The sequence below is a fragment of the Curtobacterium sp. VKM Ac-2887 genome (assembly GCF_015350935.1).
In the GTDB taxonomy this organism is placed as follows: domain Bacteria; phylum Actinomycetota; class Actinomycetes; order Actinomycetales; family Microbacteriaceae; genus Curtobacterium.
This window is the reverse complement of sequence record NZ_JADKSB010000024.1, coordinates 27675-43723: the sequence shown is the minus strand read 5'-3', so window position 1 is coordinate 43723 and position 16049 is coordinate 27675. Positions and strand designations below refer to the sequence as shown.

Genomic DNA, 16049 nt, shown 5'->3' with positions numbered 1-16049 from the left:
CGCGCCGCGCCGCGCCGTGCGCCGCCGCGCCGCGCCGCGCCGTGCGCCGCCGCGCCGCGCCGCGCCCGGTCAGCGGCGGCGGACGACCGCCTCGACCAGGGCGGCGATGACCTCGCCGGGGTCGACCCCCGGCAGCGCAGGCCCGTCGAACACGACCCCGACGTTGGCGGCGACGAGCGCCGTGGCGAAGGCGTCGAGCGGCATGCCGGCGTCGACCTCCGGGTGCGCCCCGAACCACAGTCGCACCAGCTCGTGCACGCCGTCCTGCAGCACCCGTCGCTGCCGCACGAACTCGGGCAGCAGATCGGTGTGTCGGATCGCGTAGGCGCGGAACTCCGACAGCAGGGCGAACTGCGCGCGCTGGTCGTGCCGTCCGAAGGCTGCCCGCACGACGTCCGCGATGTCCGCCGCGGCGATGTCGGCACGGATGAGCTCCTGCAGCGACCCGAGCACCAGGTTCGTCCCGCGCTGCATGACCTGCGCGAGCAGGTCCTCCTTCGACGAGAAGTTCGAGTAGACCGCGCCCTTGCTGAACCCGGCGCGTGCGGCGACCTCGTCGAGACGGGCTCCGTGCACGCCCTGTTCGGCGAAGACGGCAGCGCCGGCGATGAGCAGACGTTCTCGGACCTCGGCCCGTGGTGTCCGCGGCGTGGGGGAGTCGGAGACGTCGTCGTTCATCGTTCCTGCCGGGGCGGGGCACCGGGGCTGGAACCCGGGCGGGCGAGCTGGGGGCGGGCGAGCTTGGGGCGGGCGAGTTTGGGGTGGGAGACCTGCCGCGCCGCGCGTCTGATCACGCGCGGCATCAGCGAAGCCCCCATCACCACGTCTGCGCGGAACCGGCGCGTTCGGGTCGCGTCGGTTCGGTGCGGACGACATGAGCCGGGTCGATACCCGACGGTAGGGATGCTACGCCGGAGCACCGACAGATGACACCCCTCAGTCGTCGAACGAGGAATCCGTTGCCGTGTCGTGTTCTTCGCGGACACTGCCCGCTCCCGTCCGCCGTCCGGGGCGTCGGAGCAGCCGGAGCGCGTCGGGTCGCAGGCTCCGCCCGCGCCGCAGCAGCGAGCCGAGCGTCGACTTCGGCTGCCAGTCACGACCGTTGGGCAGTCCCCAGCCGCGGCGGACCGCACCCCAGCGCAGACCGAGCGACAGCGCGATCGCGGCCACGATCCCGATCGACGGCGACCCGAGGGCGGACGCGACGACCATGACCACCGACGCCGCGACGGCCACGGTGGCGTACAGCGCGTTCCCACCGAACACCGCGGGCACCCGGCGCAGCAGCAGGTCCCGCATCGCGCCGCCGCCCACCGCGGTGATCGTCCCCATGATGATCGCGGCGGGCCACTCCAAGCCGGCGTCGTAGGTGCGCTGCACCCCGACCACCGCCCAGAACCCGATCACCGCGGCGTCGAGCACGGTGAACAACCGGTCCCAGGTGATCTCGGAGAACGACACGAAGAAGGCGATGAGTGCCCCGGCCAGGGCGACCGGCACGTAGAGCGGGTCGACGAGTGCGACCGGGGGGCCGTTCTGCAGCAGGGTGTCGCGCAGCATGCCGCCGCCGAGCCCCGAGACGAAGCCGACGACCAGGAACCCGAACAGGTCGAAGTCCATCGCGCGGGCGATCGATCCACCGAGGAGGGCGGACGCGAACACCCCGGCGAGGTCGAGCACGTTCGTGACCGACGCCAGGCCATCGACGGACAGCAGGTTCATGAGAACCATCAAACCCCACGCCGAACGACTGGCGGGCCGAACGGCGGTTAGGTTAGCCTCACCTACGTCATGCTCGCCACTCTCGTCATCGGCCTCCGTGAAGGCCTCGAAGCGACGCTCATCGTCGGCATCATCGCCGCGTTCCTGCGTCGCAACCGTGTCCCCCTCGCCCCCATGTGGTTCGGCGTCGGGGTCGCCGTCGTGCTCAGCATCGGCGTCGGGTTCGGCCTGCAGGTCGTCGAGCAGGCCCTGCCGCAGGCGCAGCAGGAGGGCATGGAGGCGATCATCGGCATCGTCGCCGTGGTCTTCGTCACCGGCATGATCGTCTGGATGCGCACCCACGCGCGCACCCTGACCAAGGAACTCGAGGCGAGCGCGACCGAGGCGCTCGGCCGCGGTACCGCGTGGGCACTGGCCGGCATGGCCTTCCTCGCCGTGCTCAAGGAGGGCTTCGAGACCGCGGTCTTCCTCCTCGCCACCTTCCAGGCGTCGTCGGACACCGGTCTCGCCGCCCTCGGCGCGGTCATCGGCATCGCGGGCGCCGTCGTCATCGGCTACGGCATCTACACCGGCGGCGTCCGGCTGAACCTGTCGAAGTTCTTCACCGGCACCGGCGTCTTCCTGGTGTTCGTCGCCGGCGGGCTCGTGCTGACGGTGCTCCGGCGCGCGCACGAGGCCGGGTGGATCGTCATCGGGCAGCAGCGGACCGTCGACCTGTCCTGGCTCGCCCCGAACGGCTCGGTGCAGGGTGCGCTCGTCACGGGCGTGCTCGGCATCCCGCCGGATCCCCGGGTGATCGAGGTGCTCGGCTGGGTCCTCTACGTCGTGCCCGTCCTCGCCCTGACGCTCTGGCCCCGCGCCTGGCGTCCGTTGGCTGCACGCGTCCCCGCGATCCGCGCGACGGTCGCCGGTGCGCTCGCGGTCGCCGCCGCAGCACTGGCGATCGCCGTGCCGACGGGCGGGGTCGACCTGCCGCGCACCGCTGCGGTCAGCGGGGACGCCACTTCCGTCTCGGCGGACGTCCACGGCGCGTCCGGCGTCCTGCGCGTCGCCGGCACCACCACCGGCCAGGAGGCACGGCTGACGTTGCCGACATCGGCCCACCGCCGCGTGACCCGCGCGGGCGTGGCCGCCGACCGGTGGCGGATCCGCACGTCGGCCACCGCCGCGGACCGCCCGGCGACGCTGACGCTCGACGACCTCGTCGACCTGTTCGGCCGGATCCCCGTCGGCGTCTCGCCGTCGACGAACCCCGGTCCGTTCACCGCCCGCTGGGCGGTGCGCGACACCGTGACCCTCTGGACGGTCCGTGGTGGGGTCCTGGACGCCACCCGCGACGAACGCACCGTGCTGACGCTGAGCGGTGGGGGCCTCCCGTCCGCCCGCACCACGACCCTGGACCGCTCCGTGTGGTCCGTCCCCGACTCCCGCGTCGAGCGGTCCGCCACTGCGGTGGCGACCGCGGACACGCGGGCTGCCGAGCTGCTGCTCTGGAAGGCATGGTTGCCGATCGCCCTCGGCGTCGCAGCCGCCGCCCAGGCGCTGCTCGCGCTCCGTGACCGCCGTCGTCGGACGGCACCCGTGAACCCCACCCCCGAAACCGTCCCGACACGCGGCCCACCCGCCGGGGACCCTGCAAGGAGCAACGACTATGCCGTTCGGTAAGCCCGTTCGACCCCTGATCACCCTCGGCGCCCTCGGCGTCGTCACCGCCCTCGCACTGACCGGTTGCGCGAGCTCCTACGGTGCCTCCGACAGCTCCACCGACGCCGCGAAGGTCTCGCGCGTCACCATCACCCTGACGAACGACGGCTCGGACCAGTGCAAGGTCTCCGAGACGAAGGTCCCCGCCGGGCCGGTCACGTTCTCGGTGAAGAACGAGTCCTCGACCGCCATCACCGAGGTCGAACTGCTGCAGGACCAGCGGATCCTGGGCGAGAAGGAGAACCTCGCACCCGGCCTCGACGCCGTGCAGTTCACCGCGACCCTGACCGGTGGGAAGTACCAGGTGTACTGCCCCGGGGCCGACACCGAGCTCACCGACTTCACGGTCACGGGCAAGGTCACCTCGACCGCGAACAGCAGCGCCGCCACCCTGCTCGACGAGGGCACGAAGGGCTACGCCGACTACGTCGACGGCCAGGTCACCGACATGGTCACCGCGGTCGAACTCCTGCAGAAGGACGTCGACGCCGGCGACCTCGACGCCGCGAAGACCGACTACGCGAACGCCCGCCCGTTCTACGAGCACGTCGAGAGCGACGTCGACGGCTTCGTCAAGAAGGGCCACAAGGCGACCGACAACGCCGGCAACCTCGACTACCTGATCGACATGCGCGCCTCGAACCTCGACCCGGCCGTCGGCTGGAGCGGGTTCCACGCCGTCGAGAAGGACCTGTTCCAGGCGGGGGAGATCACCGCGTCGACCAAGAAGACCGCGGCCGACCTGACCGAGAACGTGCAGCTGCTCGCGAAGCTCGTCCCGACGCTCGACTACAAGCCCGAGGACCTGGCGAACGGCGCCGCCGGCCTGCTCGAGGAGGTCCAGTCGAACAAGGTCACCGGTGAGGAAGAGGCGTACAGCCACATCGACCTCGTCGACCTCGCCGCCAACGTCGAGGGTGCCCGTCAGGCCTTCGCGTACCTCAAGCCGGGCCTGACGAAGCTCGACCCGACCCTGACGAATCAGATCGCGAAGCAGTTCGACGCGACGAACACGATGATGGACGGCTACCGCAACGCCGACGACCTCGGCGGCTTCGACACGTGGGACGCGGCGACCAAGAAGTCCGACGCGAACCGCATCTCGCAGCAGATCCAGGCCCTGCAGGACCCGCTGTCCCGCCTCGCCGAGAAGGTCGCCACCGCGTGACGCAGCCCGACGACGACCGCGCAGCCCGTACCGGGGTCTCCCGGCGCGGGCTGTTCGGCGCGGGACTCGCCGCGGCCGGAGCCGGGGCGGGCGCCGCGGTCGGCATCGGCGGCGCGACGGTCGCGACGGGGGTCAACCCGTTCACGGCGGCCGCCAACGGTGACGAGTCCATCGACCTGTCCCAGAGCCACCCGTTCTACGCGACCGCCGCACGGCAGCCGCAGGGCGGGGTGCAGACCGCCCCCCAGCGGTACTGCGTGTTCATGACCTTCGACCTGTCCACCAGCGTCGCGACCGAGCTGCAGGTGCTCCTCGCCCGCTGGTCCGCGGCGATCGCGCAGCTGCAGGCGGGCAAGACCGTCGGCAGCGTCGAGCCCGCGCACGGTGACGGCGTCGGCGCGGACACCGGTGAGGCGCTCGACCTCGGCCCGGCGTCCCTGACGGTCACGGTGGGGTTCGGCCCCGGCGTGTTCGACGAACGCTTCGGTCTGGCCGACAAGCGTCCGGCGGACCTCGCCGACGTGCCTCGGCTGCCGAGCGACAACCTGCAGGCCGGACTAACCGGCGGCGACCTGTCGTTGCAGGCCTGCGCCGACGACCCGCAGGTGGCGTACCACGCGGTCCGCGACCTGGCCCGGATGGCGCGGGGGACGGCGACCGTGCGGTGGACCGTGCTCGGCTTCGGTCGTGCGTCGGCCGGCCCGCACCAGACGACGCCGCGCAACCTGATGGGCTTCAAGGACGGCACCAGGAACATCACGACGGACGAGGACCACGACCGCTTCGTGTGGGTCGACGACCCGGGCGACGGTGCGGCGTGGATGACCGGCGGCACCTACCAGGTGGTGCGGAAGATCCGGATGAACATCGAGATCTGGGACGCCGACGTCGTCAGCGACCAGCAGCGCGTGTTCGGTCGGACCAAGATCGAGGGCGCACCGTTGTCCGGTGGGACCGAGCACACGACGCCGGACTTCGCGGCGACCGACGGCGACGGTGCCACGAAGATCGACGCGACGTCCCACATCGCCCTGGCCGCCCACGAGGCGAACGGCGGCGTGAAGATCCTGCGTCGTCCGTACAACTACACCGACGGCCTCAACGAGTACGGCCAGCTCGACGCCGGGCTGCTGTTCCTGGCGTACATGAACGACCCGGAGCACTTCACCCGGCTGCAGCGGAAGCTCGGCGCCTCGGACCGGTTGAACGAGTACATCTCGCACATCGGGTCCGCGGTGTTCGCGATCCCGCCGGCACCGCGCAAGGGGTCGTACATCGGCGAGCAGCTGTTCCGCTGACGGTGTCCGGAGCGCGCTGACGCCGCTGGGGGAGAGGGCGCCCTCCGCCGTTTCCCTGGAGGCGGAGGGCACCCGCGCCGCGGGGTCTCGTCGAACGGAACCACCGCCGACCTGAGAGGCGACCCGGCGCGACGCGTCGCGATGCGACAGCCCCGAGAGTACCCCGCCGGTCCCCGGATCCGCAGTGCGAGCGCCGCTATGGGACAGGGAGCGCGGCAGCGGATCGGCGCGCGGTGCGCGCCGGACGCGATCCGTGCCTCCCGGCGTGACGGAACGGGCCGCCTCACGGTGGTGAGACGGCCCGTTCGTGTCGGACGGGAGGCGCGGTGTCAGTCCGTCTGGACGCTCGCGTCGGTCCGTGCGCGCTTCCGACGCACGGCGACGAGTGCGGTGATGCCCGCCAGCAGGAGCAGACCCGCTGCGATCCCCGGCACCGTCAGGTCCGCGCCCGTGTAGGCGAGGTCACCGCCGGCGTTCGTCGAGTCGGACGGGTCGCCCGCCAGGTCCGTGCCGGTGCCCGTGTCCGTTCCCGGAGCGTTGCCGTTGCCGTTGCCGTTGCCGGCACCCGGGGCGTCCCCGTTGCCCGCGCCCGGGTCAGCCGGGTCCGTGGGGTCGGTCGGGTCCGTGGGCTCGGTCGGGTCCGTCGGGTCGACGGCCGCGGCGAGCGGGATGGTCACGGCGAGCGTGATCGTCTGGCCGCCCGGCAGGGTGACGACGAGGGGCTCGTCCGTCGTCGCGGCGGCACGTGCAGCCGTCCGGACCGTCGCTGCGTCGGCGGACGACTCGACGGTCGGCACGGCGAAGGTCAGCGTCGCACGACCCTGCTCGTCGTTCGTGTCGACGATCGTCGGGTCGATCTCGGCGGTGGCGAGCTCGACGTCACCGGCGCTCACCGACACGGTGCCGGCTGCAGCGGGGTCGTCGCTGCTGAACACGAGCGACGACAGGTCGATCGTGATCTCGTCGCCGGGCTGGAACCCGCCCTCGGGGGTCGGCGTGACCGTGGTGCCGACGGCACGCTGGTCGGACGGCGGGGTGACCGTCGGGTTGTCCAGGAAGTAGTCCACCTGCGCCTGCAGGTCGACCTGGCCCGAGTCGGCGATGTTCGCGCCGGTCGCGAAGGCGGCGAAGTTGTCGCCACCGGTCGACAGGAACGAGTTGACCGTCACCTTGAGGGTGTCGTCGAGGGCGATCGACTCGCCGTTCAAGGTCATGCCGGTGATGCGCTCGCCACGGCCCTTCGCGGGGTCGTAGGTGTACGCGAAGCCGTCCGAGACGCCGAGCTTGAGGAACGGACGCGGCAGGCCGTCCGGCTGCCACTGCTGCTCGAGGGCGTCCTTGATCTGCTGGCCGGTCATGTCCTCGGTGACGAGGGTGTTCGCGAACGGCTGGACGAGCGCGGCCTCCTTGTAGGTCACCGTGCCGTCCGGGTCGCCGGCACCGCTCGACGCGTAGACCATGTCCGTGCGCAGCCCGCCGGGGTTCATGAAGGCGATCTGCGAGCCGTTGCGCTCGGTCGCGGAGCGCTGCACCTCGGCGATGGAGTTGCCCAGGACGGACTCGCCGCCGCGGTTCTCGGTCGTGCGGTCCGACTGCACCGCACGACGCAGGTCGCCGGTGATCTCGCCGAGCTTCTTGCTGCCCTCGACGTCGGCGACGGCCTTCGCAGCCGTCACGATGTCGGCCACCGCGTCCACCGAGGTGGAGTCGGCCGGCACGCGGTTCTCACCGTTGACCGACTTGACCTCGGACGTGATGCCGGTGAGCTGCTTGTCGGCGTCGACGGTGAGCTGCAGGTGTCCGTAGTTCACGCCGTAGGAACCGGTCTGGATCACCGGGCGGGTCGTACCGTCGGGACCCGCGATCTGGTGGTTGTAGGTCGCGTGGGTGTGTGCGGAGACGATCGCGGACACCTTCGACGAGACGCCCGAGGTGATCGTGCCGAACACGCCGGACCCGGTCGCGTCGGCGAGGGCGTTCGTGGGAGCACCCTCGTGCACCAGCAGGACGAGCACGTCGGCCTCGCCGTTGCCGTCGACACCGTCGGTGAGCTGGTCGGCGTACTTGTTGACCTGGCTGACGATCGGGGCCATCGCGAGGCCCTCGACACCGCCGGGGCTGACGAGCCCCGGGATGAGGTCCTCGGTGGTCGCGCCGATGAAGCCCACCTTCACGCCGCCCTTCTCCACGATGGAGTACGGCTCGAACGCGGGGTCGGTCGTGCCCTGCTTGACGATGTTCGCCGAGACGTAGGGCCAGTCGGCCCGGTCCTCGATGCGCCCGGTCAGGTCGTCCTGGCCCTTGTCGAGCTCGTGGTTGCCGATCGCGCTGACGTCGAGGTCCATGGCATTGAGCGCATCGATCGTCGGGGCGTCCTGCTGGATCAGCGAGGTGAACGTCGAGGCACCGACGTTGTCGCCGACGCTGGCGAAGATCGTGTTCGGGTTGGCCTCGCGGTACGACTGCACGACACCGGCGAGCTCGGCGGCACCGGCGGCCTTGTCGACGGCGGTGCCCTCGGACTCGATGCGGCCGTGGAAGTCGTTGACGTCGATGATGTCGATCGTCGTGTCGCCCTCGGCGGCGACGGCGGTGGAGGGGACGGACAGTGCGACGAGCACACCCGCGGTGGCGAAGGCCGCGCCGCTGATGATGCGCCGTCGGCGGCGCGGAGAGGAGTGGAGGTTCATCGTCGGAGAACCTATGAGGACGCACAGCCGACCCGCCAGTGTCGGGTCGAAGTCGTCACACGACGTTCACATGAGCAACACCCGTCGTGCTGCGTGCTGCTCGACGTGCCGTCACTCCGCGGCGATGAGGGGGCGGAGCGTGCGGTGGGCGATGCGCAGCCCCTCGAGGACCTTCTCGTCGGTGCCGCCCCAGAGCGGGTCCTCGTGCTCGACCGACAGGGTGCCGTCGAACCCCGCTTCGTACAGGCGGTCGACGACGTGCGGCCAGTCCACGACGCCACGGCCCGGCACCCGGAAGCGCCACCAGCCCATGTCCCACGGGTCGCCGCCCTTGTCGACCTTGCCGAAGAAGCCGTACTCGTTGCGCTCCCGGGGGAACAGCTCGAGGTCCTTCGCCTGCGCGTGCACGATGTGCTCGGCGAACGGCAGGATCGTCTCGACCGGGTCGATGCCGATCCAGGTCAGGTGCGACGGGTCCCAGTTCAGACCGAAGCCGAGGCCGGTGACCCAACCCCAGAGCTCGGGGGAGTACGCCAGGTTGCCGGGGTAGCCGTCCGGGTGCCAGCCCTCCATCACGCAGTTCTCGATGATCAACCGCACGCCGCGCTCGCCGGCGTAGTCGACGAGCTCGGGGAGCACTCGGTCGCCGATCCGCATGTTGTCGACGACGCTGCGGCTCATGTCACGGCCGATGAACGTGCCGACGTACGGCACGCCGAGCACCTGTGCGGCATCGATCGCGTGCTTGAGGTGGGTGCGGATCTCCTCGCGGCGGTCGAGGTCCTGGTGCAGGTTGTTCTCGTAGTACGCGAGCGCCGAGATCTCGAGACCGGTGCGGTCGAGCAGGTCACGGGTCGCCGCAGCGTCCTCGTCGGTGAACGTCGCCACCGGCAGGTGCGCCGCCTCGAAGTCGCGGCCACCAGTGCCGGGCCACACGCCGACCTCGAGCCGCTCGTACCCTTGCTCGGCAGCGAAGGCCGCGATGCGGTCGAGGGTCCAGCCGGGCAGGCAGGCCGTCAGCATGCCGAGCTTCACCGGATCTCCCGCCACGTGGTCTCGGCCGCGCTGGTGATCACGGCGTCGATGATGTCGGCGGAACGTGCGCCGTCCGCGAAGGTCGGCAGGCCGTCGGGGGCCACACCGGTGCGGACCGCGGTGTAGGTGTCGGCGACGAACGCGGCGAAGGCGTCGAGGTAGCCCTGCGGGTGCCCGGACGGCACGATCGCCAGACGCCGCTGGTCCGGGTACCCCTGCGACGGGTCGCGCACGACGATCTGCGCACCACGCTCGTTGCCGAACCACGCGGACTCGGGCTGTTCCTGGTCGAAGGCGGCGCTGCCCCGGGTGCCGTCGACCTCGAACCACAGGCGGTTCTTCCGACCGGACGCCACCTGCGAGATCACCACGTTGCCGATGCGCCCGGTGCCGGTGCGGAACGTCGCGACCGCGGTGTCCTCGGTGGTGACCTCGGCCCGTTCCGCGGCGTCGGCGACCGGGTCGGGGTCCGGCGAGCCGGAGAACGACGGCCCCGAGGCCGCGGGGCGGGTCGGGTAGACGATGTCGGTCGCCGCGGACACCGAGGCGAAGCGCTCACCGGTGACGAACTCGACCAGGTCGCACCAGTGCGAGCCGATGTCGGCGAACGCGCGGGACAACCCGCTCGAGGTCGGGTCGACCCGCCAGCTCGAGGCGTCCTCGTCGAGCATCCAGTCCTGCAGGTAGTGGCCGTGCACGGCGAGCAGTCGACCGAGGTCGCCGTCGGCGATGCGCGCGCGGATCTCACGGATCATCGGGTGGTAGCGGTACACGAACGGCACCGTGGCGACGACACCGGCGTCCGCCGCCGCGGCGACGAGTTCGGCGGCCTGCGCCGGGTCGATCGCGAGGGGCTTCTCGCACACCACGTGGATGCCCGCGGCGATGACCGCCATCGCCTGCGGGTGGTGCTGGTCGTTCGGCGTGCAGATGTGCACGACGTCGGGGGCGTCCGCGATGACGTCGTCGAGCGAGGCGTACCCACGAGGCAGGTCGAGTTGCGCCGCGACCTGCTCGGAGCGCGATGCGTTCCGGCCGAGCACCCCGAGCACCTCGGCACCAGCGGCCCGGGCCGCGCGGGCGTGGACCCCCGCGATCATGCCGGTGCCGATCACGACGACGCGGAGGCGTCGTCCTTCGTACCCACTGCTCATGGTGCTCCCTCGCGCCGAACTGTCACCACCGTAGCGGCCCGGCCGTCCACCGGGGCCGATGAGTACGGTCGGAGGCATGTCGAGCCTCCAGACCAGCCTGCTCATCCTCGGAGCCAGCGGCGACCTGTCCAAGCGCCTGCTCCTGCCGGGTCTCGCGACCCTGCTCGAGGTCAAGGACGACTGGGACGTCCAGCTCATCGGGGCGGGTGTCGAGGAGCTCTCCGACGCCGACTGGAAGGCGCAGGTGCGCGAGTCCTTCGAGAACGCGCAGGCGTCGAAGAACGAGGGCGACGAAGGGGCGGAGGGCGAGTCGTCGCTGTCGGAGCGGCTGCAGGCCGTGATCGACGCGTCCTCGTACCGCAAGGCCGACGTCACGAGCGCCGACGACCTGCGCGCGCTGCTCGGGGCCTGCGACCACGACCCCGCGATCTACTTCGCGCTGCCCCCGGCCGTGACCGAGAAGAGCTGCGAACAGCTCGCCCACCTCGACCTGCCGAAGCGCACCCGCCTGGCGCTCGAGAAGCCGTTCGGTACCGACGCCGCCAGCGCCGAGCACCTGAACGACCTGCTGCACTCGTTCATCCCCGAGGAGCGGATCCACCGGGTCGACCACTTCCTCGGGCGTTCGACGGTGCTCAACCTGATCGGGCTGCGCTTCGCGAACCGCATCATCGAGCCCCTGCTGTCCTCGCAGCACGTCGAACGCGTCGACATCGTGTACGACGAGACCCTCGGGCTCGAGGGACGCGCCCGCTACTACGACAAGGCCGGCGCCCTCACCGACATGATCCAGAGCCACCTGCTCCAGGTCATGGCCGTCGTGGCCATGGAGGCGCCGGCGTCGATCGACGCCGACGACCTGCGGACCCAGAAGGAACTCGTGCTGCGCGCCGTGCGGCCGTGGGGCGGGGACGTCGTCGCCGCCGGCAAGCGCGCCCGGTACACCGCGGGCACGGTCGGCGACCGCAAGCTGCCGTCGTACGCCGACGAGGACGGGGTCGACCCGTCGCTCGGCACCGAGACCCTGGCCCAGCTGACCCTCGAGATCGCGAACTGGCGATGGGCCGGCGTCCCCTTCACGCTGCGTTCCGGCAAGGCGCTCGCGAAGCAGCGCCGCGAGATCGTCATCACGTTCAAGGACTCCCCGCAGGTGCCCGTCGGCCTGTCCGGCGCCGCCCACCCGGACCGGCTCCGGATCTGGATCGCCCCGGACGAGATGCAGCTCGAGCTCAACGTCAACGGCCCCGGCGACCCGTACACGATCGACCGCACGAGTCTCGAGACGACGTTCAACCCCGGACGACTCAGCGCCTACGGCGAGGTCCTGGCCGGTGTGCTCGAGGGCGATGCGACGCTGTCGGTCCGCGGTGACAGTGCCGTGCAGGGCTGGAAGGTCGTCGGACCGTTCCTCGAGGCGTGGAAGGCCGGCACGACGCCGCTCGACGAGTACCCGGCCGGGTCGAGCGGTCCTGCGGACTGGGACAACATCGACGCCTGAGCCGGACGGCGGCGTAGCGTCGGACGACGTGACCACCATCGACGACGTCCTGCAGACCGTTCCCGAACCCGCCGGCACCGACATCCGTGTCGAGCCCGTCCACTACGACCACGAGGGCACCGACCTGCTCGGCGTGCTCGCGAAGGACGCTGCCGTGGCCGGACCCCGCCCGGCCGTCCTGGTCGTGCACGACTGGCACGGCGTGAACGAGCACGTCGAAGCGCGCGTGACGATGCTCGCCCGCCTCGGCTACGTGGCGTTCGGCGCGGACATCTACGGTGCCGGCGTGCGGCCCGGAGACGACACCGCCGGCCAGGTCGCCGGGTCGTACTACCAGGACCTGCCGCTGCTCCGGGCACGTGCGACCGCCGGACTCGAGCGGCTGCGACAGGACCCCGACGTCGACCTCGCCCGCATCGTCGTCATCGGCTACTGCTTCGGCGGCTCCACCGCGATCGAGCTCGCGCGAACCGGAGCGGACCTCGTCGGTGCGGTGTCGTTCCACGGCGGCCTCATCACGCACGACCCCGCCGACGCCTCGGCGATCCAGGCGAAGTTGCTCGTGCTGACCGGGGGAGCAGACCCGGTCGTGCCCGACGACGCCGTGCACGCCTGGCAGGACGAGATGCGCACCGAGCCCAGCGTCGACTGGCAGGTCGTCACCTACGCGGGTGCCATGCACGCGTTCGCCGTGCCGGGGACCGACGCGCCCGACCACGGCGCCCAGTACCAGGAGCGCGCCGATCGCCGATCGTGGCAGGCGCTGCGGGTGTTCCTGGCCGAGGTGTTCGGCGAGGAGGCCGCGGCGCTGTGACGTCGGGGGCTCGGCTGTCCCCTCGCGACACGCCGGGTGGAGCCGCCGGGCGGCCTCGATTGGCGCCCGGGCCGGAGCTGTTGTAGAGTCTTCCACGGCCGCAAGGCCACGCGCTCGTAGCTCAATGGATAGAGCATCTGACTACGGATCAGAAGGTTGGGGGTTCGAGTCCCTTCGAGCGCACAGTGCCGGTTGAACGGCATGACACCGAACAGACGAAGGGCCCCGGCGGATTCCGCCGGGGCCCTTCGTCGTTGGTGGTTCGTGCGCGAGTCGTGTTTCACCGGCGCTGACGCCCGAGCAGCGCGATCCCCAGTACGACCAGCGCCACGACGACGAGCCCGACGACGGCGAGCAGGGGAAGCAGGTCGATCGACGCGGTGTCGTGGCACTCGACGGTTCCCACGGCACAGGAGGCGAGGACGGTGGTCGTGGTCATGGTCCGAGTGAAGCACGACGACGAGGTCGGTGTTCGCGGCCCTCGGTGCGCACCCGCTGGTGGCGCTGCTGATCAGTCGGGCCGACTTCGTGAGCAGAAATGGTCGGGTTCGTCGGCGGGACCCGACCATTTCTGCTCACGAAGCGCGCGGCACTGCCACGATCCTGCGAGAAGCACGTCACGCATCGGAACCATCCCCGGGACGGACGGGAGGCCCGTGGCGGTCTCGCCACGGGCCTCCCGTCCGTCGTTCGCTCGCCCCCACCCCGTGGGGTTCCGAGATCTCGGAACCTCGCGGGCACGCGCCGTCCTGATCGGAACCTCGACGGAACGCACGCGGGGTGTCGTGGAACCTCGACGCGCAGCGCGCCGCGTGTCGTGGATCCGCGCGCAGCGTCAGACGGTCGCGCGCACCTCGGCCAGCGACGGGTAGTCGGTGTAGCCCTCGGCGCCCGCGCCGTAGAAGAGCTCGGGGCGGGGCTCGTTCAGCTCCGCGTCCTGCTCCCAGCGGTGGGCGAGGTCCGGGTTCGCGATGGCCGGGCGGCCAGCGGCGACGGCGTCGGCGTGGTCGGCGTCGACGAGTGCGATGGCCTCGTCGCGTGTGGTCAGCGCCGAGAAGCCGGAGTTGACCACGAACGGTGCACCCGCGGTGCGGCGGACGTGCTGCACTAGATCGCCGGTCGGCTCGGCGTGCAGGACGTCGATGAAGGCGAGTCCGAGCGGCGCGAGGCCCTCGGCGATCGCGGTGTAGGTCGCGCGGACGTCGGCCGCGTCGTCCTCGATGACGCCCTGGATGCCGTGCTCGGGCGACAGGCGGATGCCGGTGCGGTCCGCGCCGACGGCTTCGGCGACGGCGGTCGTGACCTCGATCGCGAAGCGGGCGCGGTTCTCGGGGGAGCCGCCGTACTGGTCGGTGCGGGTGTTCGACACCGGGGACATGAACTCGTGCACCAGGTAGCCGTTGGCGCCGTGGACCTCGACGCCGTCGAGTCCGGCGGCGATGGCGTTGCGGGCGGCCTGCGCGAAGCCCTGCACGGCGTCCTGCACCTCGGCGGTGGTCAGCTCGTGGGGGACGGGCATGTCGGCCTTGCCGGTCGCGGTGTGGGTCTGACCGGGGGCGGCGATGGCGCTCGGGGCGACGATGCGCGGCGTCTGCGAGATGTCGGGGTGCGAGACACGGCCACCGTGCATGAGCTGCATCACGATGGTGCCGCCCTCGGCGTGCACGGCGTCGGCGACGCGGCGCCAGCCGGCGATCTGCTCGTCGGTCTCGATGCCCGGCTGCCCGGGGTAGGAGCGGCCTTCCTGCACGGGCCAGGTGCCCTCGGTGATGATCATGCCGAGGCCCGCACGCTGACGGTAGTGCTCGACGAGCAGGTCGTTCGGGATGCCGTGCTCACCGGCGCGGGTGCGCGTGAGGGGGGCCATGACGACGCGGTTCGACAGGCGCAGGGCGCCGAAGGAGGTGGGTTCGAAGAGCTTCACGAGGGAGTGGAACGTCGTGTTGCTCGGTGCAATTCCCGCCGTCAGTCGCGCGGGCAGACCAGGGTCGACGAACGGACCTGGCCCTCGGGGCGGATCACCTGGTGCAGGGAGAGGGGCTTGCCGCAGATCGGGCAGCCGCGGTCCACTGACCGGTCGTCGACCCCCTCGGGGTGTCCGGCGCCGATCTGCGACGGTCCCATCTTGTTGATGAGCGTCGTGTTCCACCGTTCGTACCACTTGCCGAAGCGCCCCACGGTGCGTCCTTTCGTTCGTGCACGAACCATTATGGCACCATCGGCCCCGGGATCACACCTGGTCGACCCGCTCCAGCAGTTCCGTCAGGTCGTCCTTGAGCGCTTCGAGGCGTTCCAGTGGCCATCCGAGCCGGTCCGCGACCGCCAGGGGGACCGCTCGTGCGCGGTCGCGCAGGGCCCGCCCGGCCGTGGTGAGCGAGACCTCGAGCTGCCGTTCGTCGGCGGCGCTGCGGGTCCGGCGGACGTAGCCGGAGGCCTCGAGTCGCTTGAGCAATGGGCTGAGGGTGGCCGAGTCGAGCCGCAGTTCGCCGGCGATCTCGCGCACCGACCGGGGGTCCTGCTCCCAGAGTGCGAGCATCACGAGGTACTGCGGATGCGTCAGGCCCATCGGTTCGAGCAGGTCGCGGTACAGCCCGATGACGCTCCGGCTCGTGGCCGCGAGGGCGAAGCAGAGCTGCCGGTCGAGCGCGAGCGGGTCGGGTGCGGAGGTCATGCGCCCACGATACCGTTCGCCCACGAAGTGTTCCGGGGTCCTCTCACGATGCCGCGCGGGCGCTTCCATGCGTGAGCAGGATCCGACAGAACACCAGTCGATCAACGCGTGTTCTGTCGCACCATGCTGACACATCAGGTGCGTGCGCATGTTCCGACGTTCCACGCGTCGATCAACGGGTGGATCGTCGGAAGGTGCGGACGCATGCGTCCGGTCGCGCGGGGTGGGCGCACGCACGGGAGGCCCGGGGCCGGTCTCGTGGACCGGCCCCGGGCCTCCAGGCTGGGTGCGTCGA

The 16049-nt window shown here is 71.2% G+C and carries 14 protein-coding genes and 1 tRNA gene; 6 read left to right on the top strand and 9 right to left on the bottom strand.

Going from position 1 to position 16049, the window contains the following annotated elements:
* Nucleotides 1–69: 69 nt before the first annotated feature.
* Both ITJ69_RS18430 and ITJ69_RS18425 read right to left on the bottom strand, forming a co-directional pair.
* The gene (locus ITJ69_RS18430) at nucleotides 70–678 is read right to left on the bottom strand and encodes a TetR/AcrR family transcriptional regulator (RefSeq protein ID WP_159573171.1); all 609 of its coding nucleotides are present in this window, start codon (nucleotides 676–678) and stop codon (nucleotides 70–72) included.
* Between the two features lie 258 nt (nucleotides 679–936).
* Nucleotides 937–1722, bottom strand: a complete 786-nt coding sequence (locus tag ITJ69_RS18425) for a trimeric intracellular cation channel family protein (protein WP_123291876.1) — start codon at nucleotides 1720–1722, stop codon at nucleotides 937–939.
* Between the two features lie 69 nt (nucleotides 1723–1791).
* On the opposite strand from ITJ69_RS18425, the gene efeU reads away from it, so the two are divergent.
* The 3 genes from efeU to efeB are packed head-to-tail and all read left to right on the top strand — an operon-like array spanning nucleotide 1792 to nucleotide 5892.
* Nucleotides 1792–3387, top strand: coding sequence for an iron uptake transporter permease EfeU (efeU, locus tag ITJ69_RS18420; RefSeq protein WP_194673618.1), 1596 nt, complete (start codon nucleotides 1792–1794; stop codon nucleotides 3385–3387).
* Nucleotides 3374–4594 (top strand): iron uptake system protein EfeO, encoded by a 1221-nt coding sequence (gene efeO / locus ITJ69_RS18415; RefSeq protein ID WP_194673617.1) that lies wholly within the window; start codon nucleotides 3374–3376, stop codon nucleotides 4592–4594. The genes efeU and efeO overlap by 14 nt, the downstream gene beginning before the upstream one ends.
* Nucleotides 4591–5892: an iron uptake transporter deferrochelatase/peroxidase subunit gene (gene efeB / locus ITJ69_RS18410; RefSeq protein ID WP_194673616.1), complete on the top strand. Its 1302-nt coding sequence runs from the start codon at nucleotides 4591–4593 to the stop codon at nucleotides 5890–5892. The genes efeO and efeB overlap by 4 nt, the downstream gene beginning before the upstream one ends.
* Before the next feature lie 329 nt (nucleotides 5893–6221).
* On the opposite strand, the gene ITJ69_RS18405 is transcribed toward efeB, so the two are convergent.
* The 3 genes from ITJ69_RS18405 to ITJ69_RS18395 form a co-directional block, all read right to left on the bottom strand.
* A complete protein-coding gene (locus ITJ69_RS18405; RefSeq protein WP_194673615.1) occupies nucleotides 6222–8582 on the bottom strand; it encodes a bifunctional metallophosphatase/5'-nucleotidase in 2361 nt (786 codons plus the stop codon).
* A gap of 111 nt (nucleotides 8583–8693) precedes the next feature.
* On the bottom strand, nucleotides 8694–9617 hold the full coding sequence (locus ITJ69_RS18400; RefSeq protein WP_194673614.1) for a sugar phosphate isomerase/epimerase family protein: 924 nt from the start codon (nucleotides 9615–9617) through the stop codon (nucleotides 8694–8696).
* Complete coding sequence (locus ITJ69_RS18395) at nucleotides 9614–10771, bottom strand: Gfo/Idh/MocA family protein (RefSeq protein ID WP_173169152.1); 1158 nt, start codon at nucleotides 10769–10771, stop codon at nucleotides 9614–9616. The genes ITJ69_RS18400 and ITJ69_RS18395 overlap by 4 nt, the downstream gene beginning before the upstream one ends.
* 76 nt (nucleotides 10772–10847) lie before the next feature.
* Between ITJ69_RS18395 and ITJ69_RS18390 the strand changes: the two genes are divergently transcribed.
* The 3 genes from ITJ69_RS18390 to ITJ69_RS18380 all read left to right on the top strand — a co-directional run bounded on the left by ITJ69_RS18390 (nucleotide 10848) and on the right by ITJ69_RS18380 (nucleotide 13266).
* Nucleotides 10848–12269, top strand: coding sequence for a glucose-6-phosphate dehydrogenase (locus ITJ69_RS18390; protein ID WP_194673613.1), 1422 nt, complete (start codon nucleotides 10848–10850; stop codon nucleotides 12267–12269).
* Between the two features lie 28 nt (nucleotides 12270–12297).
* Nucleotides 12298–13083 (top strand): dienelactone hydrolase family protein, encoded by a 786-nt coding sequence (locus tag ITJ69_RS18385; RefSeq protein WP_194673612.1) that lies wholly within the window; start codon nucleotides 12298–12300, stop codon nucleotides 13081–13083.
* 110 nt (nucleotides 13084–13193) lie between these two features.
* A tRNA-Arg gene (locus ITJ69_RS18380) sits at nucleotides 13194–13266 on the top strand.
* Nucleotides 13267–13363: 97 nt separating this feature from the next.
* Here the strand turns inward: ITJ69_RS18380 and ITJ69_RS18375 are convergent.
* From ITJ69_RS18375 to ITJ69_RS18360, 4 genes are all read right to left on the bottom strand, one after another.
* Nucleotides 13364–13522, bottom strand: coding sequence for a hypothetical protein (locus ITJ69_RS18375; protein ID WP_165918777.1), 159 nt, complete (start codon nucleotides 13520–13522; stop codon nucleotides 13364–13366).
* 396 nt (nucleotides 13523–13918) lie between these two features.
* Nucleotides 13919–15007, bottom strand: a complete 1089-nt coding sequence (locus ITJ69_RS18370) for an alkene reductase (protein WP_194673611.1) — start codon at nucleotides 15005–15007, stop codon at nucleotides 13919–13921.
* Between the two features lie 41 nt (nucleotides 15008–15048).
* Nucleotides 15049–15261: a hypothetical protein gene (locus tag ITJ69_RS18365; RefSeq protein WP_173169183.1), complete on the bottom strand. Its 213-nt coding sequence runs from the start codon at nucleotides 15259–15261 to the stop codon at nucleotides 15049–15051.
* 52 nt (nucleotides 15262–15313) lie between these two features.
* The gene (locus tag ITJ69_RS18360) at nucleotides 15314–15754 is read right to left on the bottom strand and encodes a MarR family winged helix-turn-helix transcriptional regulator (RefSeq protein ID WP_111086213.1); all 441 of its coding nucleotides are present in this window, start codon (nucleotides 15752–15754) and stop codon (nucleotides 15314–15316) included.
* Nucleotides 15755–16049: the final 295 nt, after the last annotated feature.

What these genes read in the sequence shown, in the direction of transcription:
- ITJ69_RS18430 (WP_159573171.1), bottom strand. Translation starts at nt 678, where the DNA reads ATGAACGACGACGTCTCCGACTCCCCCACGCCGCGGACACCACGGGCC.
- ITJ69_RS18425 (WP_123291876.1), bottom strand. Translation starts at nt 1,722, where the DNA reads ATGAACCTGCTGTCCGTCGATGGCCTGGCGTCGGTCACGAACGTGCTC.
- efeU (WP_194673618.1), top strand. Translation starts at nt 1,792, where the DNA reads ATGCTCGCCACTCTCGTCATCGGCCTCCGTGAAGGCCTCGAAGCGACG.
- efeO (WP_194673617.1), top strand. Translation starts at nt 3,374, where the DNA reads ATGCCGTTCGGTAAGCCCGTTCGACCCCTGATCACCCTCGGCGCCCTC.
- ITJ69_RS18405 (WP_194673615.1), bottom strand. Translation starts at nt 8,582, where the DNA reads ATGAACCTCCACTCCTCTCCGCGCCGCCGACGGCGCATCATCAGCGGC.
- ITJ69_RS18395 (WP_173169152.1), bottom strand. Translation starts at nt 10,771, where the DNA reads ATGAGCAGTGGGTACGAAGGACGACGCCTCCGCGTCGTCGTGATCGGC.
- ITJ69_RS18390 (WP_194673613.1), top strand. Translation starts at nt 10,848, where the DNA reads ATGTCGAGCCTCCAGACCAGCCTGCTCATCCTCGGAGCCAGCGGCGAC.
- ITJ69_RS18375 (WP_165918777.1), bottom strand. Translation starts at nt 13,522, where the DNA reads ATGACCACGACCACCGTCCTCGCCTCCTGTGCCGTGGGAACCGTCGAG.
- ITJ69_RS18360 (WP_111086213.1), bottom strand. Translation starts at nt 15,754, where the DNA reads ATGACCTCCGCACCCGACCCGCTCGCGCTCGACCGGCAGCTCTGCTTC.